Origin of the sequence: Streptomyces sp. NPDC001941 (assembly GCF_040296945.1) — a bacterium.
In the GTDB taxonomy this organism is placed as follows: domain Bacteria; phylum Actinomycetota; class Actinomycetes; order Streptomycetales; family Streptomycetaceae; genus Streptomyces.
The window spans coordinates 1-24,773 of record NZ_JBEOYE010000016.1 but is presented as its reverse complement, the minus strand read 5'-3'; the positions used below and the strand labels follow the sequence as shown (position 1 = coordinate 24,773).

The following is a 24,773-nucleotide window of genomic DNA, read 5'->3' as shown; positions in this document are numbered from 1 at the left end:
CGCCCTCGGGGCCCGCTGACTCACTTGCCGAAGACAAGGAAGACCGTCTCCTTCTCGCCTTGCAGATGGACGTCGAAGCGCAGCGTCCGCTCCCCGTCGGGCGCCGCGACCAGCGTGGCACGGCGCTCGGCGGGAAGGGCGTCGAGCAGCGCGTCGCCCGGCGCGCCGGGCACGTAGAGACGGGTGAACAGGTGGTGGGTGAGGCCGCGGGCGAACACGCAGACGCAGAGGTACGGACGGGCGTCGGGCGGCGGCAGGGTGCGCACCGTCCAGTGGCCCGCCGCGTCGGTCTCGGCGCGGGCGAAGCCGGTGAAGTCCACGCCGTTGCGGGCCAGCGAGCCGGGGCGGCCGGTGGCGGAGCCGTCGGGTCCGGCCTGCCAGAACTCCAGGAGCGCGTCGGGGACCGGGCTCCCCTCGCCGTCGTACACGTGGCCGTGGACGGTGAGGGTGGCGGGGTGTCCGGACGGGGCCGCGTCGGGGCCGCCCGGGTAGGGCAGGGCGTAGCCGAAGAAGGGCCCGACGGTCTGCGACGGGGTCGGCTCGGGCATCAGCTCTCCTCGGGGTCGGGCGGGGTGGCTCCGGGTCCGTCCAGGACGATGTCCCAGCGGTAGCCCAGCGAGTACTCCGGTACGGACAGCTGGTGGTCGTAGGCGGCGACCAGGCGGGCCCGGTCGGCCGGGTCGGTGACGGACTGGAGTATCGGGTCGTACGGGAAGAGCGGGTCGCCGGGGAAGTACATCTGGGTGACCAGGCGCTGGGTGAACGCCGTGCCGAAGAGCGAGAAGTGGATGTGGGCGGGGCGCCAGGCGTTGTCGTGGTTGCGCCAGGGGTAGGCGCCGGGCCGCACGGTGGTGAACGCGTACCGGCCCTGAGCGTCCGTCAGGCACCGTCCGGCGCCGGTGAAGTGGGGGTCGAGGGGGGCGGGGTGGCGGTCGCGCGGGTGGGCGTAGCGGCCGGAGGCGTTGGCCTGCCAGACCTCGACGAGCTGGCCGCGCACGGGGCGGCCCGCGCGGTCCAGGACGCGTCCGGTGACGGTGATGCGCTCGCCGAGCGGCTCCCCGGGGTGCTGGGCAGTGAGGTCGGCGTCGTGCGCGCCGACGTCGGTGGGGCCGAAGACGGGGCCGTGGAGCTCGGCGGCGTCCGGGTCGTCGACGAGGACGAGCGGCTGCCGGGGGTGGCGCAGCCGGGTGGAGCGGTAGGGCGCGAAGTCCCGGAGCGGGTGCGGCCCTCGGCCCCCGGCCTCGGCCGCCGCCCGGTGGACGGCGGCGATCTCGGCGCTGATCCGCTCCTGGGTGGGGGGCTCGGTGTCGTACGTGGTCATCGGCTCAGCGCTCCAGGACGAGGGCGAGTCCCTGGCCGACGCCGATGCAGAGCGCGGCGAGGCCGGTGCCGGAGCCCGCGGCGGCGAGCTGGTGGGCGACGGCGCCGGTGATGCGGGCCCCGGAGGCGCCGAGCGGGTGGCCGAGCGCGAGGGCGCCGCCGCGCGGGTTGACCTTGGCGGGGTCGAGTCCGGGCCACTGGCTGAGGCAGGACAGGGCCTGGGCGGCGAAGGCCTCGTTCAGTTCCAGGGTGTGCAGGGCGTCGAAGCCGCGTCCCGCCTTCTTCAGGGCGCGCTGGACCGCCTCGACGGGTCCGGCGCCGAAGTACTGGGGTTCGATGCCGGTGACGGCCGTGGCGCCGATGCGGGCGAGCGGCTCGCGGCCGGTGGCCCGCAGGCCGTCCTCGTCCACCAGGAGGAGCGCGGCGGCGCCGTCGTTGAGCGGCGAGGAGTTGCCCGCGGTGACCGTGCCGCCCTCGCGGAAGACCGGCTTGAGCTTGGCGAGGGCCTCGGCGGAGGTGCTCTCGCGGATCGACTCGTCGCGGGCGAGGTCCACCCCGTCGACCGGGACGACCTCCCCGTCGTACAGCCCCTCGGCCCAGGCGCGGGCGGCGTTCCGGTGGCTCGCGAGGGCGAACGCGTCCTGGGCCTCGCGGTCGATGCCGTAGCGGTCGGCGACGAGTTCGGCGCCCTCGCCGAGCGAGACCGTCCACTCCTTCGGCATCCGGGGGTTGGTCATCCGCCAGCCGAGCGTCGTGGAGTACATCTGCTGGTGCCCGGCGGGGAAGCCGCGCTCGGGCTTGGGCACCACCCAGGGCGCCCGGCTCATCGACTCCACGCCGCCCGCGACCGCGATGGAGGCGTCGCCGACGGCGATGGCGCGGGCGGCCTGGATGACGGCCTCCATGCCGGAGCCGCAGAGCCGGTTGACGGTGGTGCCGGGCACGGTGACGGGGAGCCCGGCCAGGAGCACGGCCATCCGGGCCACGTCGCGGTTGTCCTCGCCGGCCGCGTTGGCGTCGCCGTAGAAGACGTCGTCGATGCGGGCCGGGTCGAGGCCGGGGGTGCGGTCCACGAGGGCGCGCAGGACATGGGCGGCGAGGTCGTCGGGGCGCACCCCGCTGAGCGCGCCGCCGAACCTGCCGATCGGGGTGCGGACGGCGTCGACGACGTACACGTCGCGCAGGCGGTCGGTCATGTCAGCTCCTGGGAGGTCGTGCGGAGGTGCGGGGCGGGGAGGGGGCGGGCCGCGGTCACCGGGGGGCCGCGGCGGTGAGGGGCGCGCCGGTGCGTTCGCGTACGTACGACTCGGTGACGCCGGGGGCCAGTTCGACCAGGACGAGCCCGCCGGGGGTGGTGTCCAGGACGCACAGGTCGGTGATGACGCGGTGGACGCAGGCGCGGCCGGTGAGCGGCAGGGTGCACTCCTCGACGATCTTGGGGGTGCCGTCCTTGGCGGTGTGGTCGGTGAGGACGAGGACGCGGCGGGCGCCGTGCACCAGGTCCATGGCGCCGCCCATGCCCTTGACCATCTTGCCGGGGACCGCCCAGTTGGCCAGGTCCCCGCGCGCGGAGACCTGGAGGGCGCCCAGGACGGCGGTGTCGATGTGGCCGCCGCGGATCATGCCGAAGGAGAGCGCGGAGTCGAAGAACGCGGCGCCGGGGCGCACGGTGACGGTCTCCTTGCCCGCGTTGATCAGGTCGGCGTCGACCTCGTCCTCGGCCGGGTAGGGGCCGGTGCCGAGCAGTCCGTTCTCGGAGTGCAGCACCACGCCGGTGCCGGGCGGCAGGAAGTCGGCGACGCGGGTGGGCAGTCCGATGCCCAGGTTCACGTACGAGCCGTCGGTCAGCTCGGCGGCGGCGCGGGCCGCCATCTGGTCACGGGTCCAGCTCATCGTCCTCGCACCGTCCGCTTCTCGATCCCGGTGACGGCCTGTCCGGGGGTGAGGGCCACCACGCGCTGCACGAACACCCCGGGCAGGTGCACCTCGTCCGGGTCCAGTCCGCCCGGCTCCACGAGGTGTTCGACCTCGGCCACCGCGATCCGCCCGGCCATCGCGGCGAGCGGGTTGAAGTTGCGGGAGGACTTGCGGAAGACCAGGTTGCCGTGCCGGTCGCCCCGGTGGGCGCGCACCAGGGCGAAGTCGGTGGTCAGGGAGTGCTCCAGGACGTGGTCGCGGCCGTCGAAGGAGCGCACTTCCTTGCCCTCGGCGGCGGGGGTGCCCACTCCGGCGGGGGTGTAGAAGGCGGGGACGCCGCAGCCGCCGGCCCGCAGCCGTTCGGCGAGGGTGCCCTGCGGGACGAGCTCGACCGCGAGTTCGCCGGCGAGGTACTGGCGGGCGAACTCCTTGTTGTCGCCGATGTACGAGCCGGTGACCCGGGCGATGCGCCCGGCGGCCAGCAGGATCCCGAGGCCTCCCCCGTCGACGCCGCAGTTGTTGGAGACGACGTGCAGGCCGCGCGTGCCGCGCGCGAGGACGGCCTCGATCAGCGTGTTGGGCACGCCGCTGAGGCCGAAGCCGCCGACGGCGAGCGAGGCGCCGTCCGCCAGGCCGTCGAGCGCCGCCGAGGCGCTCGGGCTCACCTTGTCCACGCGTACCGCCCCTGTCCGTGCCCGCCGTGTCCGACTGCCATGGCCTCTCCCCGGTGCGCCGGGGCGCCGGGCTCCGCTCGGGAGGGCCGCCGCTGGCGCTTGTTCGCCTGGTGAACTACAGTTCATTTCTCGATCGCCCAGAGTCTGCGTGCGCGCGGCACGCGTGTCAACGCCCCGGGGAGCCCCATGTCCGAGTCCGCACCCCCGCCCGAGGCCGTCGGCCCGCTGCTCCGCGGCGTCCAGGTGCTGCGCGCCCTCAGCGACGCCGGGGGCCGCCAGGGCATCGGCGAGCTGGCCCGCGCCACCCGGCTGGCCCGCTCCACGGTGGACCGGATCCTCGCCACCCTGACCCGCATGGGGTACGCCCGCGTGGAGGGCTCCGAGGTGCTGCTCGCGCCGCGTCTGATGGAGCTGGGCAACGCCTACCTGGCCTCGGCCGCGCTGCCCGGCGCGGTCGCGGACCGGCTGGCCGGGGAGCTCGACGAGTCGGTGGTCCTTGCGGTCCCGGACGGCGCGGTGCTGCGGGTGGCGCACCGGGCGACCCGGCGGCGGGCCATGTCGATCGCGTTCGGCCTGGGCGACCCGCTGCCCGCCGACGACGGCGGCGCGGGCCTGGAGCCGGGGCTGCTGATGCTGTCCGCGCCGGTGCGCGACGGCGCCGGGCGGCAGGTCTGCGCGGTGGCCGTGGTCAGCCGTACGGGGCGGCACGACGCGGACTCGCTGCGACGCGCCGCCGGGGCTGAACTGCACAACGCCGTACGGGAGATGGAGGCGGCCCTGCGCGACGAAGCGCCGGTGGACGACGGCCGGGACCCGGCGGGGCTCGCGGACTGGACCGGGGCGTCCAAGCAGGAGCTGGGCGCCGGGTTCGTGGAGTCGCTGGCCCGTGGCCTGACCGTGGTGACCGCGTTCGGCGCGGGCCGGGCCCGGCTGGGCCTCTCCGACGTGGCCCGGGCGACCGGCCTGGCCCGGGCCACCGCGCGGCGGGCCCTGATCACGCTGGAGCACCTGGGCCTGGTGCGGTCCGGGGACGGGCTCTTCGCGCTGACGCCCGCCGTGCTCGCGCTCGGCTGCCCGCCGCTGTCCCGGACCAGCCTGCCCGGGGCCGCCGCGCCGTACCTGGCCGAACTGGTGCGCAGGGTGCACGACTCGGCGTCGATGGCGGTGCTCGACGGCGACGACATCCGCTACACGGCCCGGGTGGCCACCGAGCGGATCATGAGCGTCACCATCACGCTGGGGACGCGCTTCCCCGCGTACGCGACCTCGATGGGCCGGGTGCTCCTCGCCGACCTCCCCGAGGCCGAGCGCGAACTACGGCTGCGACGAGCCCAGTTGGGCGCGCTGACGCCCCGTACCGTCACCCGGCCCGTCGACCTCGCCGCCGTCCTGTCCGAGGTCGGGCGCGAGGGCCACGCGCTGGTCGACGAGGAGCTGGAGGAGGGCCTGCGGTCGCTGGCCGTCCCGGTGAGGGACCGGGCGGGCCGGGTCGTCGCGGCGGTGAACGTCGCCATGCACAGCGGGCGGCGCACGCTCGGGCAGTGCCTCCAGGAGGTGCTGCCGGAGCTGCGCGCCGCCGCCGCGCGGATCGAGGCGGACCTGCACGCGCTCGGGCGGTTCGGCGAAGTCCCGCCGGAGTGACCCTCTCTGGCCGGGCGCCTGCGGAGTGTTCCGCTGAAACTACGTCAGAACGCCAGCCGGACCGGCAGTTCGTCCACGCTGTTGCCCACGAAGCTGGCGTGGCGCGGCAGTTCGGGATCCGGGACGGCCAGGTCCAGGTCGGGGAAGCGCTCGAAGAGCCGCTGGAGGGCGATGGTCGCCTCCATCCGGGCGAGCGGGGCGCCCAGGCAGTAGTGCGGGCCGTGGCCGAGCGAGATGTGCCGGGCGGCCGTGGCGCGGGTGGCGTCGAAGCGGTCGGCGTCCGGTCCGTGCGCGGCGGTGTCGCGCCCGGCCGCCGAGTAGCCGGCGAGCACCGGGGTGCCCCGGGGGATGACCGTGCCGGCCACCTCCAGGTCCCGGGTGGGGTAGCGGAAGGGGAAGTAGCTGACCGGACTGTCCCAGCGCAGGGTCTCCTCGACCACGGCGGCCCAGTCGGACTTGCCGGTCCGGACGTGGTCCAGCTGCTCGCGGTGGGTGCACAGGGCGCGCACCGCGTTGCTGATCAGGTTGAGGGTGGTCTCGTGCCCGGCGATGATCATCAGGAGCAGGGTGCCGATGAGTTCCTGCTGGCTGAGCCGGTCGCCGCCCTCCTCGCGGGCCGCGATCAGTGCGCTGGTCAGGTCGTCGCCGGGCAGTTCGGCGCGGGTGGCGGCCACCGCCGCGAGCGTCTGGACCAGCTCGCGGTTGGCGGCCATCGCCTCCTGCGGGCCGATGTCGGTGGCGACCACCTGGTTGGACAGGTGGTGCAGGCGCTCGTGGTGCTCCGCGTCCACGCCGAGCAGCTCGCAGATCACGCCCATCGGCAGCGGCATCGCGAAGTGGCGGCGCAGGTCGACGGTGCCGTCCTCGCTCTCGCGCGCCGCGCGCTCCACCCGGTCGAGCAGTTCGGCGGTCATCTCCTCGACGCGCGGGCGCAGTTCCTCCACCCGGCGGGCGGTGAACGCCTTGCTGACCAGGTTGCGCAGCCGCCGGTGGTCGGCGTCGTCGGCGGTGGTCATGCCCTGCACGGTGGCGAAGGTCGCCAGCGGCCAGCCCTCGGGCACCCGGCCCTCGGCGAGGGCGGTGAAGTGCCGCGCGTTCTTGGCGACGTCGGGGTGGGCCAGGAAGTCCCGCAGCGCGTCGTGGCCGAGCACGGCCGCGCCCTCGACCCCGCCGGGCAGCACGACGGGCGTCACGGCCCCCTGGGCGAGCAGCCGGGCGTTGTCCGCGTGCGGGCAGCCGCCCGCGGGGTCCAGGCGGTGGGGACTGCTCATCTGACGTCTCCTGACTGCGGTACGGAGGGCAACTGCGGGTCGGTGAAGCGGACCGGGAGCGCGGCGAGCCCCTTGCTCCAGGGCGACTTGATCCACTCCAGGTCGGACTCGGGCACGGCGAGTTCCAGGTCGGGCAGCCGGTGCCGGATGGTGTCCACGGCGGTACGGGTGATGAGCCGGGCCGGGTCCTGGGCGGGGCAGGTGTGCGGGCCCGCGCCGAAGGCGAGGTGCGAGCGGTTGCCGACGACCGGGCTGCCGTCGTCGGGCAGCACTCCGGGGTCGGCGTTGGCGGCGGCCAGGCCGAGGATCAGCATGTCCCCGGCGCGCACCCGCTGACCGCCGAACTCCAGTTCGCGGGTGGCGTAGCGGGCCGGGAAGTTCTGGGTGGGCGGGAAGCGCCACAGGACCAGGTCGAGGGCGTCGTCCACGGTGAGGTGACCGACCGTCAGGGAGGAGCGGAAGCCCGGGTCGCACAGCAGGATGCGCAGGGTGGTGGCGATCCAGTTGACGGTGGTCTGGTTGCCCGCGACGAACATCACGACCAGGTTGTGCAGCACCTCCTCGTCGGTGAGCTGCGCGGGGTGGTGCAGCAGGGCCGAGGTGATGTCGTTGCCGGGGGCGCGCCGCTTCTCGCGGATCAGGCCGGTGAGGATCGAGCCCATGCGGCGGCTGGCCCCGGCGGAGTCGGCGTCGGCGACGACGGTCCCGGCGATGGCGGCGACCAGGTCCTGGCCCGTCTCCTCGTCCACGCCCAGGAGTTCGGCGATCACCCGCATCGGCAGCAGCCGGGCGTAGTCGGCGACCAGGTCGGCGCCCCGGCGCTCGGCGAACGAGGCGATCAGCCGCTCGGCGGCGGCCCGGACGCTGCGGCGCAGCTCGTGGCCGTTGATCCGGGCGAGGGCGTCGGAGACGGCGGAGCGCATCCGGCGGTGCTGCTGGCCGTCGGCGAAGAGCAGGGCCGGGCGCCAGCCGACCATCGGCAGCAGCGGCGAGTCGGCCGGGACGCGGCCCTCGCGCAGCAGCGACCAGTGGCGCGGGTCGTGCGAGAAGTCCTGCTCCTCGCGGGTGAGGCGGAGCAGTTCGCGGTGGCCGAGGACGAGCCAGGCGGAGACGCCGGGGGCGATGGTGACCGGGGCGACCGGGCCGTGCTCGCGGCGCAGCGTCTCGTACAGGGCGGGCATCGCGTCGCCGTCGAACTCGCCGTACAGCTGCGCGGCGGCCACGGGGCAGCTGGCGTTCATGCGGGGCCCTCCAGGGCGGTGGCTATCAGGTGGCGCACGAGGGCGATCAGCGCGGAGACCGAGGAGCGGTGGTCCCGGGCGTCGCAGGCCACCAGGGGGGTGTCGGGGAGCAGGTCGAGGGCGGCCCGCAGCTCCTGGTCGGGGTGGTCGGGGCTGTCCGGGAAGACGTTGACCGCGACGGCGAACGGCAGCCCCAGGTCCTCCAGGTTGCCCAGGGCGTCGAAGGCGGCGCCCAGGTCACGGGTGTCGACCAGGCAGAGCGCGCCGAGGGCGCCCTTGGCGAGGTCCTTCCAGGCGGGCAGGAAGCGCTGCTGCCCGGGCGTGCCGAAGAGGTAGAGGACCAGTTCGCCGTCGAGCGTCATCCGCCCGAAGTCCAGGGCCACCGTGGTGGTGGTCTTGGCGCCGGCGACGTCGTGGTCGACGCGCGCGCCGGCCTGGGTCATCACCGCCTCGGTGAACAGCGGCTTGATCTCGGAGACGGTCCCGATGAAGGTCGTCTTGCCCACCCCCAGCGGGCCGACGACCAGGATCTTGGCGGCGCCGGTCACGCTGGGCGTGACGTACTTCCCCTGCTCCCCCGCCCCGTCGGGGGGACCGGCGGCCCGGGCCTCAGAGATGGCTTTCGAGGCCATGGAGCACCTTTCTCAGCATCGTCACGTCGGCGCGGTCGGCCGGGGGGATGGGCGGGCGGGTCACGATCAGGCCCCAGTCGAGCAGGTCCGAGAGCAGCACCTGCACCACCGAGGGCGGCTGCCCCAGGTGGGCGGCGACCTCGGCGACGGACAGCAGTCCCTGGCAGTGCGCCAGGATGGTGCGGTGCTCGGGCTGTAGGGCGGCCGGATAGGCCGCCTCGGTGCCCATGACCAGTGCTTCCCAGGCCAGCGGCTCGCCCTCGGGGTCCGCGCGCCCGCCGGTGATGACGTAGGGGCGGACGGCGGAGGGCGGGCCGGCGGGGGTGGTTTCCTCGCGGCGGTCCGTCATGACGACGGCGTCACCGGGTCCCTCGGCTGCGTGCTCAGGTGCGCGCCGATCTTGGCCACGAGGAGCTGCATCTGCTGGGCGACCAGGCCGACGTCGGCGTCCGTGGCGGTGGCGACGCCCAGGTGCGCGCCCACCCCGGCCTGGGTGAAGAGCACGAAGCCGTGGTCGGACTCCAGCATCAGCTGGCGCACGGCCGCGCCGCCGCCGAAGAGCAGCGCGGCGGTGGAGCGCCCGGTCATGGCCATGGCGGCGCAGGCCGCGGAGAGGGCCTCGGCCTCGGCGACGCTGAGCCGGGCGACCGGCCCCTGGAGGTCCTCGGCGGAGGCGTGGCCCAGGCGCAGGCCGTCCTCGGAGACGACCACGCAGTGCCGCACCCCGGGTATCTCGGTGAGCGGGCGGAGCATCCAGCCCAGGTCCGGCAGCTTCGTAATGGTTCCGGTCACGGCCGGGCTCCGTCCTTCTCGTCGTACGGGTCGGGTTCGCCGAGGGCGGCGCGGCCCCGCCGGGAGCCGGAGACGACGCTCGTGATGGAGGCGCGGGCGGCCTCCGGGCTCCAGGGCCCTTCCTCGGGCAGCGGTGCGGGGGCCGGGACCGCGGCCGGCAGCGGCTGGGCGGTCGTCGCGGCGGGGGCGCCGCGGCGGCTGCGGCGCCTGGGCAGGCCGCCGGTGGCGTCGGCGTCCTCCTCGGCGGGGGCCTGCGGCGCGGCGGGCTCGGGGGTCTGCCGGGCGGCGGGCGCGAGGTTGGCCAGCGGCTCGGTCAGCAGGCGGTGCGGTACGAAGGTGACGGCGCGGGTGCCGCCGTAGGCGGAGGCGCCGGTCAGCTCGACGTTGAAGCCCAGCTCGCGGGCCCAGCGGCCGACGCAGGCGAGGCCGAGGCGGGGCACGGCGCCGAGCTTGGCGAGGTCCAGGTCGTCGCGGAGCTGGGCCATCGCCTGGTTCAGCACGTCCGGGGGCATGCCGAGCCCCGCGTCGTCGATCTCGATCACCGCGCCGGCGCCGACCTCGCGGACGGTGACGACGACCTGGGTGCGCGAGGGCGAGAACACCGTGGCGTTCTCCAGGAGTTCGGCGACCGCGTGCATCAGGCCCTCGACGGCGGGCGGCACCACGTACAGGGTCTGGCCGCCGTGCACCTCGACGCGGCCGAACTCCACGATCCGGGACATCGCGCCGCGCACGCAGTCGTAGAGGGAGACGGGCCGGGTCTCGCGGCGGGCCGGCCAGATGCCGCACATCACCAGCAGGGTCTGGGCCTTGCGGGTCATCTGGGCGGCGGCGTGGTCGGCCTTCATGACCTCGGCCATCAGCCGGGGGTCGTCCAGGGAGCGCTCGACGTGGTCGAGGACCTGCTGCTGCACCGAGGCCATGGCGTGCATGGTGCGGGCGACGGACTCGAAGGCGGACTGCACCGAGTCGCGCAGGGCCCGCTCGCGGCGCACGCCCTCGTCGGAGCTGAGCCCGGCGACCACGGCCCGCAGGGCGCGGGCGAAGTCCTCGCCGGTCTCGGCGGCCGGGCGGGCCGGGCCGGGGACGCCCTCCAGGCGCTGGCCGGTGCGGACGCGCTCGGCGATGGCGGGGGCGCGGACCTCGGCGAGGTGGGCGACCTCGGCGCCCCGGGCCTCGGCCAGCAGCCGCTCGCGCTCGCGGCCCGCCCGCTCGGCGGCCAGCTTGCGGTGCAGGAACAGCACCCGTATCAGCAGCAGCACCGCGGTGGCGATGACGGCGTAGTTGAGCACGACCACGAAGAAAGAGCCCCCTCCAGCGGATGTTCCGGCTCCCCGCCTCGACCGGGAGCACGGCGATCTTAGCGATCAACCGGTCAACGTCCAGCTCGCGTTGTCCAACAACCGCCACTATACGGACGACTTCATTCGGATGATCTCCACCTCGGTCACGCAACCGGACGCGAAGCATCCGGTTGCGACCGGGGGGCGCGTGGCTTTGTTGACTTGTCGCTCCACGGCGCGGGCCATGGCGCGGGCGTCGCGGAGCGGTCACTCCACGGCGCGGGCGTCACGGCGCGAAGGAGTCCGGGTCGGCGTTCTTCCAGTCCCGCTCCCAGTCCGCCGGGAGGCCGCTGGGCGACAGCAACTGGTGCGGCGCGAGCCAGGGGTAGAGCTCCGCGTACGAGGCGAGGGCGTGGTGCGAGGTGCGGCGCAGCAGCATGTCGGGGCGGAGCCCGGACGGGTCGGACACCCCGAGCGCAGCCATGATCTCCATCGCGCTGCGCACGGTCGCCCGCTGGTAGCGCTCCACCCTGCGGTACTTGTCCTCGACGTCGAGCGCCCGGGAGCGCTCCGGGTCCTGGGTGGCCACGCCGACCGGGCAGAGGTTGGTGTGGCAGCGCTGGGCCTGGATGCAGCCGACGGCGAACATCATCGCCCGGGCCGCGTTGGTGTAGTCGGCGCCCTGGACCAGCCGTTTGACGATGTCGGCCCCGGTGGCGACCTTGCCGCTGGCGCCGATCCGGACCCGGTCGCGCAGCCCGGTGCCCACCAGGGCGTTGTGGACGGTGTTGAGGCCCTCGGTGAGCGGGGTGCCGATGTGGTCCATGAACTCCATGGGGGCCGCGCCGGTACCGCCCTCGGCGCCGTCGACCACGATGAAGTCCGGGGTGACGTCCTCCTCCAGCATCGCCTTGCACAGCGCCAGGACGTCCCTGCGGGTGCCCACGCACAGCTTGAACCCGGCCGGCTTGCCGCCGGCCAGCTCGCGCATCCCGGCGATGAACCGGATGAGTTCGCGCGGGGTGGAGAACACCTGGTGGTAGGCCGGGGAGACCACGGTCCGCCCCTCGGGCACGTCCCGCACCCGGGCGATCTCCGCGGTCACCTTGGCGCCGGGCAGCACCCCGCCCTTGCCGGGCTTGGCGCCCTGGGAGAGCTTCAGGGACACGCAGCGCACGCTGTCCAGGGCCGCCTTCGCGGCGAACTCCTGCGCGTCGAAGCCGCCTTGGGGCGTGCGGCAGCCGAAGTACCCGGTGCCGAGCTCCCAGACGAGGTCGCCGCCGTGGCGCAGGTGGTGGTCGGAGATGCCGCCCTCGCCCGTGTCGTGGGCGAAACCGCCCGCCGCCGCGCCCCGGTTGAGCGCCAGGACCGCCTGCGCCGAGAGCGAGCCGAAGCTCATCGCGGACACGTTGAGCAGCGCCATGTCGTACGGGCGGCTGCACCCGGGTCCGCCGACGCGCACCTTCACGGGCTCGTCGGGGACGGGGCGCGGGCTGACCGAGTGCGTGAAGTACTCGTAGCCCGGCTCGTACACCGACAGCTCGGTGCCGAACGGGTCCTGGTCGGCGACCCCCTTGGCCCGCTCGTAGACCGTGGAGCGGGTGTCGCGGTCGTAGGGGCGCCCGTCGTAGTCCCGCTCGACGAAGTACTGCTGCACCTCGGGGCGGATCGCCTCCATCAGGAACCGCAGGTGCCCGAGCACCGGGTAGTTGCGCAGCACCGCGTGGCGGCGCTGGACGACGTCGTACGTGCCCACCGCGGCCAGCAGCAGCAGTGGGCCCGCGGCGAGCCACCACCAGGCGGTGGCGGTGGCGGCGAGGGCCGTCGCCGCGAGCGCGGCGACGGCCAGGGCGAGGACGAGGGCCTTGCGTCTCACCTGGGTTCCTCCGGTGGGGTTCCGTCGCCGAACGGGCGTCCGCCGAGCCGCTCGCGCCCGTGCGGGGTGCGCCAGCCGGACGGGTCGGGGCCCGCGGGCACGATCGCGGTCGGGTTGATGCCGGTGTGCACCTGGTAGTAGTGGCGCTTGATGTGGTCGAAGTCGACCGTGTCCCCGAAGCCGGGGGTCTGGTAGAGGTCACGGGCGTACGCCCAGAGCACCGGGTCCTCGCTGAGCTTGTTGCGGTTGCACTTGAAGTGGCCGTGGTAGACGGCGTCGAAGCGCACCAGCGTGGTGAAGAGCCGGATGTCGGCCTCGGTGATGGTGTCGCCGACCAGGTAGCGCTGCCCGGCGAGCCGCTCGGACAGCCGGTCCAGGCGCCCGAAGACGCCCCGGTAGGCCCGCTCGTACTCGTCCTGGGTGACGGCGAACCCGGCACGGTAGACGCCGTTGTTCACGTCCTCGTAGACCTCGTCGGCGACCTCGTCGATCTCCTCGCGCAGCGCCTCGGGGTACAGGTCGGGCGCGCCGGGCCGGTGCAGGGCGCGCCACTCGGTGGCGAGGTCCAGGGTGAGCTGGAGGTAGTCGTTGGTGACCAGCCTGCCGCTGGGCACGTCGACCACGGCCGGGACGCTGACGCCGCCCGGGTAGTCCTTCTCGCGGGCGTCGTAGGCCTCGGCCAGGTAGCGGATGCCGAGCACCGGGTCGCGCCCGCCGGGGTCGAGGGTGAAGCGCCAGCTGCGCTCGTCCTGGATCGGGTCGGCCACCGCTATCGGCAGCGCCTCCTCCAGGCCGAGCAGCCGCCGCGAGACGAGCGCCCGGCTCGCCCACGGGCAGGCCAGGCTCACGGCGAGGCGGTAGCGGCCGGCCTCGACGGGCCAGCCGTCGCGGCCGTCGGCCGTGATCCGGTCCTGGAAGTGGCTGCGGGAGCGCTTGAAGGGCTTCTTGCCGACGCTTGTGCTGCCGAGGCCCCCGGCGTCGTCCGCCGGGCGGTCGGTGGAGTGGCTCATGACGGGTCTCCTTCACCTGGTGATCCGTACAGTCTGCGGTGCGCCCCACCGCCTGGTGCCGGTGCGACGCACCGGACCTTACGAAACGCGGACGTCCGGCCTCCCGGGGCCCTCCGGACGGGTCCCGCGGCCCCCGGGGTGCGAGGCTGGATCCATGCGGAACATCCTGGTCGTGGACGACGACCCCACCGTCTCCGAGGTCGTCTCGGGGTACCTGGAGCGCGCCGGTCACACCGTGCGGCGGGCGGCCGACGGGCTGCAGGCGCTGCGCGAGGCCGACCGCTGGCCGCCCGACCTGGTGGTCCTGGACCTGATGCTGCCGGGCATGGACGGCCTGGAGGTCTGCCGCGAGCTGCGCGGGCGGGGCCCGGTGCCGGTGATCATGCTGACGGCGCGCGGGGACGAGGACGACCGGATCCTGGGCCTTGAGCTGGGCGCGGACGACTACGTGACCAAGCCGTTCAGCCCGCGCGAGCTGGTGCTCCGGGTGGAGTCGGTGCTGCGCCGCACGGCCTCCCCGGCGGCCGGGCCGCGGCTGGCGGCGGCCGGGATCGAGGTGGATCCGGCGGCCCGGCGGGCGCTGAAGGACGGCCGGGAGCTCGCGCTGACCACCCGCGAGTTCGACCTGCTGGTCCACTTCCTGCGCCATCCGGGGCAGGTCTGCGACCGGGAGCGGCTGATGCGCGAGGTGTGGGGCTGGGAGTTCGGCGACCTCTCGACGGTGACCGTGCACGTGCGGCGGCTGCGCGGCAAGGTCGAGGACGACCCGGCCAGGCCGCAGCTGATCCAGACCGTGTGGGGCGCGGGCTACCGCTTCGACGGGGAGCCCCGGGAGGAGCAGCCCGCGGAGGGGCCCGGAGCCGCCGGGGCCGCCGTGGTCGCCGAAGGAGCCGGGGAGGCCCGGGACGCGGCCGGGGCGCCGGAGGAAGGGGCCGGGGCGTGAAGGACATGCTGCTGATCGCGCTGTACGCGTTCCTGGGCGCGGCCGTGGCCGGGCTGCTCGGGGCGCTCGCGCTGCGGCTGCTGCGGCGGCGCTCGGTGGCCGCCTCGCTGGCAGTGGTGTCGGTCGTGGCGGCCGGCGCGATGCTGGCGGGCACCCTGACGGTGGCCTGGGCGATGTTCCTCAACGCCCACGACCTCGCGGTCGTCACCACGGTGGTGGCCGTGTCGGCGGTCGTGTCGGTGCCGACCGCGCTGCTGCTGGGCCGGCGCGTGGTGGTGGCCTGCCGCGAACTGTCCGTGGCCGCCCGGGCGTTCGGGGACGGCGGTACGTTCACCGCGCCCGCGGGCGATCCGCCCGCCGAACTGGCGGACCTGAGGCGGGAGCTGACCGCGGCCAGCGAGCGGCTCGCGGCGTCCCGGGAGCGCGAGCGGGCCCTGGAGGCCTCGCGGCGGGAGCTGGTGGCGTGGATCTCGCACGACCTGCGCACCCCGCTGGCCGGGCTGCGGGCCATGTCGGAGGCGCTGGAGGACGGCGTGGTGGACGACCCCGCGCGCTACCACCGGCAGATCCGCACCGAGGTGGACCGGCTGAACTCGATGGTGGGCGACCTGTTCGAGCTGTCCCGGATCCACGCGGGCGCCCTCGCGCTGAGCCCGGTGCGGATGTCGGTGTACGACCTGGTGGGCGACGCCCTCGCGGGCGCGCACCCGCTGGCCCGGGAGCACGGGGTGCGCCTCGTCGGCGGCGAGGTGGCGGCCGTGCCGGTGGAGGTGGACGGCAGGGAGATGACCAGGGTCCTGGCGAACCTGCTGGTCAACGCGATCCGGCACACCCCGTCGGACGGCACGGTCGCGGTGGCGGCCGAGCGGCGGGCGGAGTCGGTCGTGGTGTCGGTGACCGACGGCTGCGGCGGCATCCCGGACGACGACCTGCCCCGGGTCTTCGACACCGGCTGGCGCGGCAGCGAGGCCCGGACGCCCCCGGCGGGCGCGGGCCTCGGCCTCGCGATCGTACGGGGGATCGTGGAGGCCCACGCGGGACGGGCGGACGTGCGCAACGTGCGCGGCGGCTGCCGGTTCGAGGTCACGCTGCCCGCCGCACCCGCCTGACGGTATGTCAAGCGGGCCGTCCGTCAGCTGACTTCCCCCGTCACTCATCTGACGGTCCATCAAGCAGGGTTTCCGTCACCGGAGTCCCTTGTCAGCGCCCCCTCGGCCGATCGGCCGAGGGGGCGCTCCGCCGTCCGCGCACGCCCCTTCCAGCCACCGCGCTCCAAGATCCAGCCGCTCCCGAGTACGCCCTCCGCAAAGCGAGTTGATGAGTAAGGCTTGCCTAACTTACGTTGTCGACCGTGATCGCGGACCGCCTCAGGGGCCCGCGCACGCCGACCGAAGGGCACCGCCATGTCGACGCCGTCCGTCGATCAGCTCGACCACCTCCTCGGCCGCCACGCACGACGCGGGTCCCGCGCCCGCACCGCCCTCCGCACCGCCATCGGCACCTCCGCACCCGGCCCGCGCGCGGGCCGACTTGACCAGGGCCCCATGCTGGAGCGGGGCGGCCTGCCCGACGCCGCCCCCCGGCTGCTGCCGCCACCGGCCCCGACCTGCGCCGGGACGCACCCCGTCCCCGGACGGACCGCCACCGCCCCGCGCACCGTGACCCTGGAGCGTGCCGCATGAGCTACGACCGCAAGCACACCGCCCCCGCCGGAGGAGTCCAGGGACCGCTGGTCCTGGGCGAGTTGACCCGTACGGTGCTGACCGCGCTGTCCGACGGCGCCCGCTCCCGGGGCGGGCCGCTGCCCGCCGGGGGGCCCGAGGCGGTCGCCGCCCGGGTGCGCGCCGCCTGCTCCCCCGTACTCCCCCGGCACGGCACGGGCGCCCAGGCCGCCCTGCGCACCCTGGTGACCGCCGTCGCGCGCGGCGCCGCCGACCCCGCCGACCCGTACTGCGTCGCCCATCTGCACTGCCCGCCGCTCGCCGTCGCGGCCGCCGCCGACCTGGCCGCCTCCGCGCTCAACCCGTCGATGGACTCCTGGGACCAGGCGCCGGCCGCCGCCGCGATCGAGGCCGAGGTCAGCGCCGCGCTCGCCGCGCTCGTCCACCCCGGCCGCCCCTCCCCCGACGCACTGATCACCAGCGGCGGCACCGAGTCCAACCTGGTGGCGCTGCTGCTCGCCCGGGAGCGCGCCCGGGCCGCCGGGACGGTCCCGCTCACCGTCGTGTGCGGCTCGGCCGCCCACCACAGCGTCCACCGGGCCGCCTGGACCCTCGGCCTTCCCGCGCCCGTCACCGTGGACTGCCCCGGCGGCACCCTCGACCCGGCGGACCTGGACCGCGCCCTGGCCGGCCGCACCGGCCCGCTGCTCGTCGTCGCGACCGCCGGGACCACCGACGAGGGCCTGATCGACCCGCTCCAGGAGATCGCCCGGGTCTGCGCCGCGCACGGCGCCGAGCTGCACGTGGACGCCGCCTACGGGGGCCCGCTGCTGTTCAGCGACCACCTGGCGCCCCGGCTCGCCGGGCTCGGGGCGGCCGTCTCGGTCACCCTGGACCTGCACAAGCTCGGCTGGCAGCCGGTCGCCGCCGGGGTCCTCGCCGTCGCCGACACCGCGCTCCTGGACGACCTGGCGCTGCGGGCCGACTACCTGAACGCCGAGGACGACACCGAGGCCGGGCTGCCCGACCTGCTCGGCCGCTCGATCCGCACCTCCCGGCGCCCCGACGCCCTGAAGATCGCGGTCACCCTGCGCGCGCTGGGCCGCGACGGGCTCGGCACCCTGGTGGAGCACTGCGTCCGCACGGCCGGGGCGCTGGCCGCCGCCGTGGAGCGGCACCCGGCGCTGCGCGCGCACCCGCGCTCGCCGGGCATCAGCACGGTCCTCTTCCGTCCGCTCGCCGCCGACGACCTGCCCGACGGCGGCGACGCGCTGGTCGCCGAGATCCGCCGCGTGCTGCTGGCCGAGGGCCGGGCGGTCCTCGGCCGGGCCAGGGCCGCCGACGCGGACGGCACCCGGCGGCTCTGGCTCAAGGCGACGCTGCTGCACCCGCGCGCCGACGCCGACGACCTCACCGGGCTCCTCGACCTGGTCGCCGAGTACGCCGACGCCCTGCCGCGCACCACCCCGTCCCCCGCCCCGGCGCGGGTGGTCGACCCCCGCAAGCCGTCCGAAGCGCCCCGGCCGACGGCCGGGCACGCACCCCCTGGAGAGCACCGATGAGCACCGCCGAACCGCCGCTGGACCTGCTCGGCGTGGGCATAGGCCCGTTCAACCTCTCGCTGGCCGCGCTCGCCGACGGGGTGCCCGGGCTGCGCACCGCGTTCCTGGAGCGGCAGCACGGCTTCCGCTGGCACCCCGGTCTGCTGATCGACGGATCCACCCTGCAAGTGCCCTACCTGGCCGACCTGGTGAGCCTGGTGGAGCCGACCAGCCCCTGGTCGTTCGTGAACTGGCTCAAGGCCAGGGAGCGGCTGTTCCCGTTCTACTTCGCCGAGCGCTTCCACATCCGGCGCGCCGAGTACGACGCGTACTGCCGCTGGGTCAGCGAGGAGCTGGACTCCTGCCGCTTCGGCCACCAGGTGGACACGGTCCGCTGGGACGCCGCACGCGAGGCGTTCGAGGTGGACTTCACCCGGACCGGCCCGGACGGCGGCGCCGAGGCCGTCGGCCGGGCCTTCGCCCGCAACGTGGTGCTCGGCGTGGGCACCGCGCCCCGGGTGCCCACGCCGTTGCGGGCGCTCGCCGACGACCCGGCGGCGCCCGTCTGGCACTCCGGCGACTACCTGCGGGTGCGCGAACGGCTGCTCGCCGCGCGGCACGTGAGCGTCGTGGGCTCCGGGCAGTCCGGCGCCGAGGTCTTCCTCGACCTGCTGCGCCACCGGCCGCGCGGCCACGAGGGGCTGACCTGGATCGCCCGCACGCCCGCGTTCGCGCCCATGGAGTACAGCAAGCTGGGCCTGGAGCAGTTCACCCCCGACTACACCCGCTACTTCCACGGGCTCTCCGAGGACGTGCGCGACCGACTGGTGCCCGGGCAGTGGCAGTTGCACAAGGGCGTCAGCGGGGACACCCTCGGCGAGATCCACGACGAGCTGTACCTGCGCACCCTGGACGGCGGCTGGCCCGACGCCGTCCTGACGCCGGGCGTCAGCGTCGACGAGGTCCGGCGCACCCCCGAAGGACGCCTCGGACTCGACGTCTCCCACGCCGAGCAGGAGACCGGCGGGAGCCTGGTCACGGACGCGGTGGTGTGCGCCACCGGCTACGCCGAGCGGCCCCTGGACGGCCTCCTCGCACCGCTCCTCCCCCACCTGGAACGGGACGCGGCGGGCCGCCCGCGGGTCGACGAGGCGCACCGGCTGGTGCTCGGCGGCCCCGTCACCGGCAGCGTGTTCGTGCAGAACGCCGAGCGGCACACCCACGGCGTCGGCGCCCCCGACCTCGGGCTCGCCGCCTGGCGCTCCGCCGTCGTGCTCAACGCGCTCACCGGGAAGGACGTCTACGCTCTGCCCAGCCGCACCGCCTTCACCACGTTCGGGCTGCGCGAGCCGGGGACCCCGCTCGCCCACGCCTCCCGCGCCGGGGCCACCCGCCACCGGCCCGCCTGACCACCCCGGGACACCCGCCCGGCGCCCCGGTCCGGCCCCCGGACCGGGGCGCTCCCGTCCGGGGCCGCGCCCCGCCCTTCGGCACCCCACGGCCGCGCACCCCACGGAGAGAGACCGCATGAGCCGCACGCCCCACCAGCCCCCCGCCCCCTCCATAACCGGGGCGGCCGCGGACGCGGTCGCCGACGCCGCCGCCACCGAGAACCTGCTGCGCTGCTGGGTGCGCGAGCGGGGCCTGCCCGCGCCCGGGGACGGCACCCTCACCCTCGAACTGCCCGCCTCCGCCACGTCCGTCGAGGCCCCGGTGCACTACTGGTCGGCCACCGGCTGGCACCGCTTCGGAGCGGCCCGGCTGGCCTCCGGAACGCCGCTGGCCGCGCCCGCGCTCGCCGCGCTGCTCGCCCTGGAGACCTCCGCCGCCGACCCGGCCGCCGTCGCGGACCTGACCGGCCGGGTCGCCGACTCGGTGCGCCGCGTCGCCGTGTTCGTACGGGAACGGGCCCTGGCCCCGCACGACCCGCCCGGCACCACCCCGTTCCTCGCCGCCGAACAGGCCCTGCTGCTGGGCCATCCGCTGCACCCGACGCCCAAGAGCCGCGAGGGCCTGAGCGACGCGGAGGCGGCCGCGTACTCGCCGGAGCTGCGCGGCGCGTTCCCGCTGCACTGGTTCGCCGCCGACCCCTCGGTCGTCTCCGCCGACTGCGCCCGCGCCACCCCGCTGGACGCCCTGATGCGCGCGTACGCGCGGCGCGAGCCGCCGCCCGGCACGGTCCTGGTCCCGGCGCACCCCTGGCAGGCCCGCGAGGTGCGCACCCGGCCCGGGGTGCGGGCCCTGTTCGACGCGGGCCTGCTGCGGGACCTGGGGCCCTCGGGCCCGGCCTGGTCGCCGACGTCCTCGGTGCGCACGCTGTACCGGGCCGACGCCGCCGTGATGCTGAAGTTCTCGCTGGGCCTGCGGATCACCAACTCCCGCCGGGAGAACCTGCGCCAGGAGCTGGTGCGCGGCCTCGCGGTGCACCGGCTGCTCGACGCGGGGCTCGGCGCGGAGCTGCGCCGGGCGCACCCGGGCTTCGACGTGGTGCGCGATCCGGGGTGGCTGGCGGTGGACGGTCCCGACGGGGCGCCGACGGGCCTGGACGTGGTGGTGCGCGACAACCCGTTCGGCGCGGGGGACGCGGTGGCGTGCACGGCCGGGCTGGTCTCCGTACGCCCGGACCTGCCGGACGGGCGCTCGCTCCTGGAGACGCTGGTGCGGGACCTGGCCGGGCGGACCGGGCGGCCGGTGCACGAGGTGGCGCGCGAGTGGTACGGGCGCTACCTGGACGCCACCGTCGTGCCGGTGCTGTGGCTGTACGCCGTCTACGGGCTCGGCCTGGAGGCCCACCAGCAGAACACCCTGGTCGTGCTCGACGCGGAGGGCTGGCCGGCCGGCGGGCGCTACCGCGACAACCAGGGCTACTACTTCTCGCCCGCGCGCAGCGCGGCCCTGTACCGGTGGGTGCCTGACGTGGGGCGCGACCTGGGCACCTACGTGGACGACGACGTGATCGACGAGCGGCTCGCGTACTACGTGGGCGTCAACAACGCGCTGGGCACGGCGGGCGCGCTGGGCGCCGCCGGGCTGGCCGACGAGCGCGACCTGCTGCGCGTCCTGGACGAGCGGCTGCGCGGGCTCGTGGCCGAGCACGGGCCCCGGCTGCGCCTGGCCGGGCTGCTGCGCTCGGCGAGCGTGCTGCGCTGCAAGGCCAACCTGCTGACCCGGGTGCGCGGCATGGACGAGCTGACCGGGCCGCTGAGCTCGCAGTCCGTGTACGTGGACCTCGCCAACCCGCTTCCGGAGGCCCTTCGATGACCACTCCCCCGCATCGGCTCCCCGACGTCGCCGCCACCGCGCTGGACGACGGGACGGCCTTCACCCTGCGGCCGGTGGACCCGGGACGCGACCGCGACCTGGTGCACGGGTGGATGAACGACCCGGAGGTGGCGCGCTTCTGGGAGATGGCGCAGCCCGCGCCGCGCATCGAGGCGTACCTGCGCCGGCAGGTGCTCAGCGCCCACTCCACCCCGTACCTGGGCTGCCTGGACGGGGAGGCGATGAGCTACTGGGAGCTGTACCGGGCGGACCTGGACCCGCTGGCCGTCCACTACCCGGCCCGGCCGCGCGACGCGGGCGTGCACCTGCTGCTCGGGACCTCCCGGTTCCGGGGCCGGGGGCTGGGCGCGCGGCTGCTGCGGGCGGTCTCCGACTGGCAGCTGTCGGTGGAGGCGTACGCCGAGCGCGTGGTGGCCGAGCCCGACGTGCGCAACACCCGCTCGGTGCGGGCCTTCGAGCGCGCCGGGTTCCGCCGGGTGCGGGACCTGGACCTGCCGGACAAGCGGGCCGCGTTCATGGTCCGCGAGCGCCCGGCGTGACGCCCGTACGGGCATGCCGTACGGGACGCCGCGCGCGCCGGTGGGTCAGTCGAACGGGTCCAGGGTGACGGACGCCTTCTGCGGGTTGCCGTCGTGCACCAGCGACTCGTGGGCGCCGACGTCGTCGAAGGCGAACGCGTAGGCCCTGCCGTCCGCCATGCGCGCGTGGATCTCGCGCGCGTACTGGTTGGTGACCGCGTCCTGGTAGAAGCCGGCCGCCGAGGTGTCCGGCTGGCTGGGGTTGGTCAGCAGGGTGGTGCGGTTGAAGCCCGCGCAGAGGGTGCGCGAGATCGGGCCGCGCACCTGGTCGTTGGGGGCGTCGAGCAGCTTGTGGCAGCCGAACACGCTGTCGGAGTCGGGCTTCTGGAAGGACGTCACCACGGCGCCCTGGGCGTTGGTGAAGTTCATGGTGCCGCCCGAGACCCGGCCGGTGTAGCGGACGTTCGGCTGGTCGGCGAACGGGGTGACGGTGAGCGCGCTGGTCGCGTACTTCCGCCACACCCGGTCGATGTAGTCGGCCATCGTCCCGGCGGGCAGGGCGCCCGTGCCGACGCCGTGGCCCGGCGAGAGGACGCGCAGGACGGTGCCGTCGGAACGGGTCTGGACCAGGTTGGCCCAGCCGCCGGGGCGCGCCCTGAGCGTGTCGACCACGCCCCGGTAGCCGCCGGGCTTCAGCCGTCCCGCGCTGCGGGTCGCGCCGTCGGCGCCGGTGACGCCGACGGAGTAGGGCGCGGAGAACATGTCGACCTGTGTGCTGTTCAGCCACAGTCCGGCGTCGTTCAGTGTGTACTCGGACCAGTTGAAGAGGATGTTCCGGTTGGGGTCGCTCGGGTTCTGCACGGCGGGCTGCACCAGGCCGCCGGTGGTGAGGCGGAAATCCAGCTTCTGTCCGTACGAGAAGTAGATCCGGCCGGAGAGCTTGGGGATCCGTATCGTGCGGGACTGTCCGGTCGCGGGCACCGCGAGGGAGGCGTCCGGCGCCGGGGTGGGCGGGTTGCCGCCGGCCGGCCAGGGGTGGAAGGTGCCGGCCGCGTCGGCCCAGCCCTGGCGGCCCGAGGACAGTTCGGTGCCCAGGTTGTAGACGTAGACGGTGTCGGCGCGGCCGGAGTTGTTGGTGATCGTCAGCGGGATCGTCGCCGGAGCGGCGGGCGCGTCGGAGGCCGGGGCGCCGGAGACGGGGGCGTCGGCGTGCGCGACGGCGCCGCCCGCCGTCAGCGCGAGCACGGCGGCCAGCACCGCCGGGGCGCGGCGGGCGGGGCGCGGACGGCGAGGCGGGTGCGGGACGGGTGCGGGGTGCGGGGGTCGCGCGGGGGCGGTGCGGCTCACGTGTCCTCCTCGGGTGTGGGGGTCCCCTCGGCTCTTGAGAGCGCTCTCAAGAATCGGTGCGCCACACTCCGGTTGTCAACGCCCTTGCAGCACGGGCTGGTTGGGGACGTCCGGGTGCGCCCACCGCGCCTCGCCGCGGTGGATCACCGCGCGCCGGAGGCGGCCCGTTCGCGGCCCGCCGCGCCCTGGTCGAGGCGCGCGCTCACCACCACGTTCGAGTCCCAGTGGCCGGTACGGCGGTCGACCGCGCCCCCGCAGGTGATCAGCCTCAACTGGGCGCCGCGCGCCGGACCGTAGACCTTCTCCGTGGGGAAGGACGCGGTGCGGTACGTGTCCACGGCCGTCACCCGGAAGCGCAGCCGGTGTCCGTCGCCGCGCAGCGTCTCCACCGTGTCCCCGGGCCGCAGCCGCCCGAGACCCGCGAACACCGCGTCCCGGAACGCGCCCCGGGCCGCGGCCGGGGCGTCCCGGTGCCCGACGAACACGGCGGGCCCCGGGGTGCCGGGCCGCGGGCCCAGCGCGTACCACCCGACCTTCATCGCGTCCGGGAAGGCCGGCACCTCCAGCGCGCCCCGCGCGTCCAGGGCGAGGGCCAGCACCTCCGCGTCCACGCCCAGCGCCTCGATCCTCAGCCGCACCGGCAGCGAGGGCGGGTCGGCGACCCCCCGCAGCGGGCGCGGCGGCGGCACCGGGTCGGGGGCCGCCTGCGGGCGCGCGTACAGCAGCACGGCGGCCAGGACGCACACCGCGGAGACGGTGAACAGCGCCCCGGCCGCCGTCAGGCGTGCGCGGCTCAGGACCGCCCGCCCCGCTCGCGCCGCTGGTGGCGGCGGATCACCAGGATCGCGCCGGCGGCCGCGGCGCTGGTCGCGCCGATGGCCAGGGCGTACTCGGCGGCGCCGGCGTCGGCCGTGGAGGCGGTCGCCCGGTCGGCGCCGCCGCGGGCGGCACCGGACGGGGTGGCCCGCAGCGAGCCCACGCCGGAGCCGTCGGACGGCGCGGCCGTGGGGGTGTCGCCGGTGGTGCCGGAGTCGGCGCCGGTGGACGCGCTCGGGTCCGTGCCCGTACCGGTGCTCGCGCCGGTGGACGCCGACGGGTCGGCGGCGGGCGTGGACGCGCCGGGGGTGGCCGCGGCCGACGCGGAGGCCTCGGCGGAGCCGGACGGCGAGGCGCTGGCCGAGGCGTCGGCGGCCGGGGCAGCGGGCAGCGGGGTGCCGTCCGCCGCGATCAGGCTCCAGCCCTCCACCGCCTGGCCCTTGGGCTGCCGGGGCTGGTCGTCCTTGTAGTAGTAGAGCGGGTGCGTGTCGTAGATGACCTGCGGCTGCTCCGCGCCCTCGGCGTTGCCCGGGGTCTGCGCGGTGTCACCGGTGACGCCGTCCGCCTTGGTCGGGTAGCCGACGGCGGCCGGCCAGGTGGTGGCGCAGTCGCCCGTGCAGTCGGGCGTGTCGGGCTGGTCGGCCTCCCTGAGGTACAGCGGGTTGCCGTCCTTGTCGGCGAGCGCACGGCCGCCGGGGGTGTCGATCAGGGTGAGTTCGCCCGGCTCGGTGGGCCGCTCCACGGCCGCCGCGGTGCCCGCGCCCAGGGCGCAGAGGATCGTCGCGGCCGCGGCGAGCGCGGCCGTCCGGGATGCGTGACGGTGCATGTGCCTGAGCCCTCGCTGTCGGGAACCCCCCTCCCCGTACACATCAGTCGCCCGGCCGGGGACCGGCGACCGCAGTGGGCCGAACGGGGGACGCCGGTCACGCTGCGCGACGGCCGCCCCGGACGCGCGGACGGGCGCCGCGCGCCGCCGGGTGGGCGGTGCGCGGCGCCCGTCGCGGCACG

At 75.6% G+C, this 24,773-nt stretch carries 24 protein-coding genes; 8 read left to right on the top strand and 16 right to left on the bottom strand.

What is annotated here, in order from left to right; genetic code table 11:
• Positions 1–20 precede the first annotated feature (20 nt).
• From pcaG to ABT160_RS14195, 5 genes are read right to left on the bottom strand one after another with little or no spacing between them, the layout of a single operon-like run.
• Positions 21–548: a protocatechuate 3,4-dioxygenase subunit alpha gene (gene pcaG, locus ABT160_RS14215; RefSeq protein WP_351647295.1), complete on the bottom strand. Its 528-nt coding sequence runs from the start codon at positions 546–548 to the stop codon at positions 21–23.
• Positions 548–1,321 (bottom strand): protocatechuate 3,4-dioxygenase subunit beta, encoded by a 774-nt coding sequence (gene pcaH / locus ABT160_RS14210; RefSeq protein ID WP_351647293.1) that lies wholly within the window; start codon positions 1,319–1,321, stop codon positions 548–550. The genes pcaG and pcaH overlap by 1 nt, the downstream gene beginning before the upstream one ends.
• 4 nt (positions 1,322–1,325) lie before the next feature.
• Positions 1,326–2,516 (bottom strand): thiolase family protein, encoded by a 1,191-nt coding sequence (locus tag ABT160_RS14205; protein ID WP_351647291.1) that lies wholly within the window; start codon positions 2,514–2,516, stop codon positions 1,326–1,328.
• 55 nt (positions 2,517–2,571) lie between these two features.
• A complete protein-coding gene (locus ABT160_RS14200) occupies positions 2,572–3,213 on the bottom strand; it encodes a CoA transferase subunit B (RefSeq protein WP_351647289.1) in 642 nt (213 codons plus the stop codon).
• Entirely contained in the window at positions 3,210–3,911 is a 702-nt protein-coding gene (locus ABT160_RS14195) for a CoA transferase subunit A (protein ID WP_351647287.1), read from the bottom strand. The genes ABT160_RS14200 and ABT160_RS14195 overlap by 4 nt, the downstream gene beginning before the upstream one ends.
• Before the next feature lie 186 nt (positions 3,912–4,097).
• On the opposite strand from ABT160_RS14195, the gene ABT160_RS14190 reads away from it, so the two are divergent.
• Positions 4,098–5,552, top strand: a complete 1,455-nt coding sequence (locus tag ABT160_RS14190) for an IclR family transcriptional regulator domain-containing protein (protein ID WP_351647285.1) — start codon at positions 4,098–4,100, stop codon at positions 5,550–5,552.
• 44 nt (positions 5,553–5,596) lie between these two features.
• On the opposite strand, the gene ABT160_RS14185 is transcribed toward ABT160_RS14190, so the two are convergent.
• The 8 genes from ABT160_RS14185 to ABT160_RS14150 form a co-directional block, all read right to left on the bottom strand.
• Entirely contained in the window at positions 5,597–6,823 is a 1,227-nt protein-coding gene (locus tag ABT160_RS14185; protein WP_351647283.1) for a cytochrome P450 family protein, read from the bottom strand.
• Entirely contained in the window at positions 6,820–8,064 is a 1,245-nt protein-coding gene (locus ABT160_RS14180; protein ID WP_351647282.1) for a cytochrome P450, read from the bottom strand. Before ABT160_RS14180 ends, ABT160_RS14185 begins: the two co-directional genes overlap by 4 nt.
• Positions 8,061–8,612: a GTP-binding protein gene (locus ABT160_RS14175; RefSeq protein WP_351647410.1), complete on the bottom strand. Its 552-nt coding sequence runs from the start codon at positions 8,610–8,612 to the stop codon at positions 8,061–8,063. The genes ABT160_RS14180 and ABT160_RS14175 overlap by 4 nt, the downstream gene beginning before the upstream one ends.
• A 61-nt stretch (positions 8,613–8,673) precedes the next feature.
• Positions 8,674–9,045 (bottom strand): DUF742 domain-containing protein, encoded by a 372-nt coding sequence (locus ABT160_RS14170; RefSeq protein WP_351647280.1) that lies wholly within the window; start codon positions 9,043–9,045, stop codon positions 8,674–8,676.
• Positions 9,042–9,488: a roadblock/LC7 domain-containing protein gene (locus ABT160_RS14165; RefSeq protein ID WP_351647278.1), complete on the bottom strand. Its 447-nt coding sequence runs from the start codon at positions 9,486–9,488 to the stop codon at positions 9,042–9,044. Before ABT160_RS14165 ends, ABT160_RS14170 begins: the two co-directional genes overlap by 4 nt.
• Positions 9,485–10,780 carry an ATP-binding protein gene (locus ABT160_RS14160; protein WP_351647276.1) on the bottom strand — a complete coding sequence of 432 codons (1,296 nt, stop codon included), beginning with the start codon at positions 10,778–10,780 and terminating at the stop codon, positions 9,485–9,487. The genes ABT160_RS14165 and ABT160_RS14160 overlap by 4 nt, the downstream gene beginning before the upstream one ends.
• A 277-nt stretch (positions 10,781–11,057) precedes the next feature.
• The gene (locus ABT160_RS14155; protein ID WP_351647274.1) at positions 11,058–12,647 is read right to left on the bottom strand and encodes an FMN-binding glutamate synthase family protein; all 1,590 of its coding nucleotides are present in this window, start codon (positions 12,645–12,647) and stop codon (positions 11,058–11,060) included.
• Positions 12,644–13,657 (bottom strand): glutathione S-transferase family protein, encoded by a 1,014-nt coding sequence (locus ABT160_RS14150; RefSeq protein ID WP_351647272.1) that lies wholly within the window; start codon positions 13,655–13,657, stop codon positions 12,644–12,646. The genes ABT160_RS14155 and ABT160_RS14150 overlap by 4 nt, the downstream gene beginning before the upstream one ends.
• Positions 13,658–13,811: 154 nt before the next feature.
• Between ABT160_RS14150 and ABT160_RS14145 the strand changes: the two genes are divergently transcribed.
• The 7 genes from ABT160_RS14145 to ABT160_RS14115 all read left to right on the top strand — a co-directional run bounded on the left by ABT160_RS14145 (position 13,812) and on the right by ABT160_RS14115 (position 21,623).
• The gene (locus tag ABT160_RS14145) at positions 13,812–14,600 is read left to right on the top strand and encodes a response regulator transcription factor (RefSeq protein WP_351647270.1); all 789 of its coding nucleotides are present in this window, start codon (positions 13,812–13,814) and stop codon (positions 14,598–14,600) included.
• Entirely contained in the window at positions 14,597–15,709 is a 1,113-nt protein-coding gene (locus ABT160_RS14140) for a sensor histidine kinase (RefSeq protein ID WP_351647268.1), read from the top strand. The genes ABT160_RS14145 and ABT160_RS14140 overlap by 4 nt, the downstream gene beginning before the upstream one ends.
• 294 nt (positions 15,710–16,003) lie before the next feature.
• On the top strand, positions 16,004–16,282 hold the full coding sequence (locus tag ABT160_RS14135; RefSeq protein WP_351647266.1) for a hypothetical protein: 279 nt from the start codon (positions 16,004–16,006) through the stop codon (positions 16,280–16,282).
• On the top strand, positions 16,279–17,823 hold the full coding sequence (locus ABT160_RS14130) for a pyridoxal phosphate-dependent decarboxylase family protein (RefSeq protein ID WP_351647265.1): 1,545 nt from the start codon (positions 16,279–16,281) through the stop codon (positions 17,821–17,823). The genes ABT160_RS14135 and ABT160_RS14130 overlap by 4 nt, the downstream gene beginning before the upstream one ends.
• Positions 17,820–19,211 carry a lysine N(6)-hydroxylase/L-ornithine N(5)-oxygenase family protein gene (locus ABT160_RS14125; RefSeq protein ID WP_351647263.1) on the top strand — a complete coding sequence of 464 codons (1,392 nt, stop codon included), beginning with the start codon at positions 17,820–17,822 and terminating at the stop codon, positions 19,209–19,211. The genes ABT160_RS14130 and ABT160_RS14125 overlap by 4 nt, the downstream gene beginning before the upstream one ends.
• 118 nt (positions 19,212–19,329) lie before the next feature.
• The gene (locus ABT160_RS14120) at positions 19,330–21,063 is read left to right on the top strand and encodes an IucA/IucC family protein (RefSeq protein WP_351647261.1); all 1,734 of its coding nucleotides are present in this window, start codon (positions 19,330–19,332) and stop codon (positions 21,061–21,063) included.
• The gene (locus ABT160_RS14115; protein WP_351647259.1) at positions 21,060–21,623 is read left to right on the top strand and encodes a GNAT family N-acetyltransferase; all 564 of its coding nucleotides are present in this window, start codon (positions 21,060–21,062) and stop codon (positions 21,621–21,623) included. The genes ABT160_RS14120 and ABT160_RS14115 overlap by 4 nt, the downstream gene beginning before the upstream one ends.
• A gap of 45 nt (positions 21,624–21,668) precedes the next feature.
• Here the strand turns inward: ABT160_RS14115 and ABT160_RS14110 are convergent, their stop codons facing one another.
• The 3 genes from ABT160_RS14110 to ABT160_RS14100 form a co-directional block, all read right to left on the bottom strand.
• Positions 21,669–22,949 (bottom strand): glycoside hydrolase family 64 protein, encoded by a 1,281-nt coding sequence (locus ABT160_RS14110; RefSeq protein WP_502984223.1) that lies wholly within the window; start codon positions 22,947–22,949, stop codon positions 21,669–21,671.
• Positions 22,950–23,092: 143 nt separating this feature from the next.
• Positions 23,093–23,695: a class F sortase gene (locus tag ABT160_RS14105; protein ID WP_351647257.1), complete on the bottom strand. Its 603-nt coding sequence runs from the start codon at positions 23,693–23,695 to the stop codon at positions 23,093–23,095.
• Between the two features lie 47 nt (positions 23,696–23,742).
• Positions 23,743–24,591, bottom strand: coding sequence for a COG4315 family predicted lipoprotein (locus tag ABT160_RS14100; RefSeq protein ID WP_351647255.1), 849 nt, complete (start codon positions 24,589–24,591; stop codon positions 23,743–23,745).
• Positions 24,592–24,773: the final 182 nt, after the last annotated feature.

Coding starts and splice junctions, on each gene's coding strand:
- ABT160_RS14185 (WP_351647283.1), bottom strand. CDS start 6,823: ATGAGCAGTCCCCACCGCCTGGACCCCGCGGGCGGCTGCCCGCACGCG.
- ABT160_RS14115 (WP_351647259.1), top strand. CDS start 21,060: ATGACCACTCCCCCGCATCGGCTCCCCGACGTCGCCGCCACCGCGCTG.
- ABT160_RS14130 (WP_351647265.1), top strand. CDS start 16,279: ATGAGCTACGACCGCAAGCACACCGCCCCCGCCGGAGGAGTCCAGGGA.
- ABT160_RS14135 (WP_351647266.1), top strand. CDS start 16,004: ATGTCGACGCCGTCCGTCGATCAGCTCGACCACCTCCTCGGCCGCCAC.
- ABT160_RS14125 (WP_351647263.1), top strand. CDS start 17,820: ATGAGCACCGCCGAACCGCCGCTGGACCTGCTCGGCGTGGGCATAGGC.
- ABT160_RS14180 (WP_351647282.1), bottom strand. CDS start 8,064: ATGAACGCCAGCTGCCCCGTGGCCGCCGCGCAGCTGTACGGCGAGTTC.
- ABT160_RS14205 (WP_351647291.1), bottom strand. CDS start 2,516: ATGACCGACCGCCTGCGCGACGTGTACGTCGTCGACGCCGTCCGCACC.
- ABT160_RS14200 (WP_351647289.1), bottom strand. CDS start 3,213: ATGAGCTGGACCCGTGACCAGATGGCGGCCCGCGCCGCCGCCGAGCTG.
- ABT160_RS14150 (WP_351647272.1), bottom strand. CDS start 13,657: ATGAGCCACTCCACCGACCGCCCGGCGGACGACGCCGGGGGCCTCGGC.
- ABT160_RS14145 (WP_351647270.1), top strand. CDS start 13,812: ATGCGGAACATCCTGGTCGTGGACGACGACCCCACCGTCTCCGAGGTC.
- ABT160_RS14190 (WP_351647285.1), top strand. CDS start 4,098: ATGTCCGAGTCCGCACCCCCGCCCGAGGCCGTCGGCCCGCTGCTCCGC.
- ABT160_RS14100 (WP_351647255.1), bottom strand. CDS start 24,591: ATGCACCGTCACGCATCCCGGACGGCCGCGCTCGCCGCGGCCGCGACG.
- ABT160_RS14170 (WP_351647280.1), bottom strand. CDS start 9,045: ATGACGGACCGCCGCGAGGAAACCACCCCCGCCGGCCCGCCCTCCGCC.
- ABT160_RS14120 (WP_351647261.1), top strand. CDS start 19,330: ATGAGCCGCACGCCCCACCAGCCCCCCGCCCCCTCCATAACCGGGGCG.
- pcaG (WP_351647295.1), bottom strand. CDS start 548: ATGCCCGAGCCGACCCCGTCGCAGACCGTCGGGCCCTTCTTCGGCTAC.
- pcaH (WP_351647293.1), bottom strand. CDS start 1,321: ATGACCACGTACGACACCGAGCCCCCCACCCAGGAGCGGATCAGCGCC.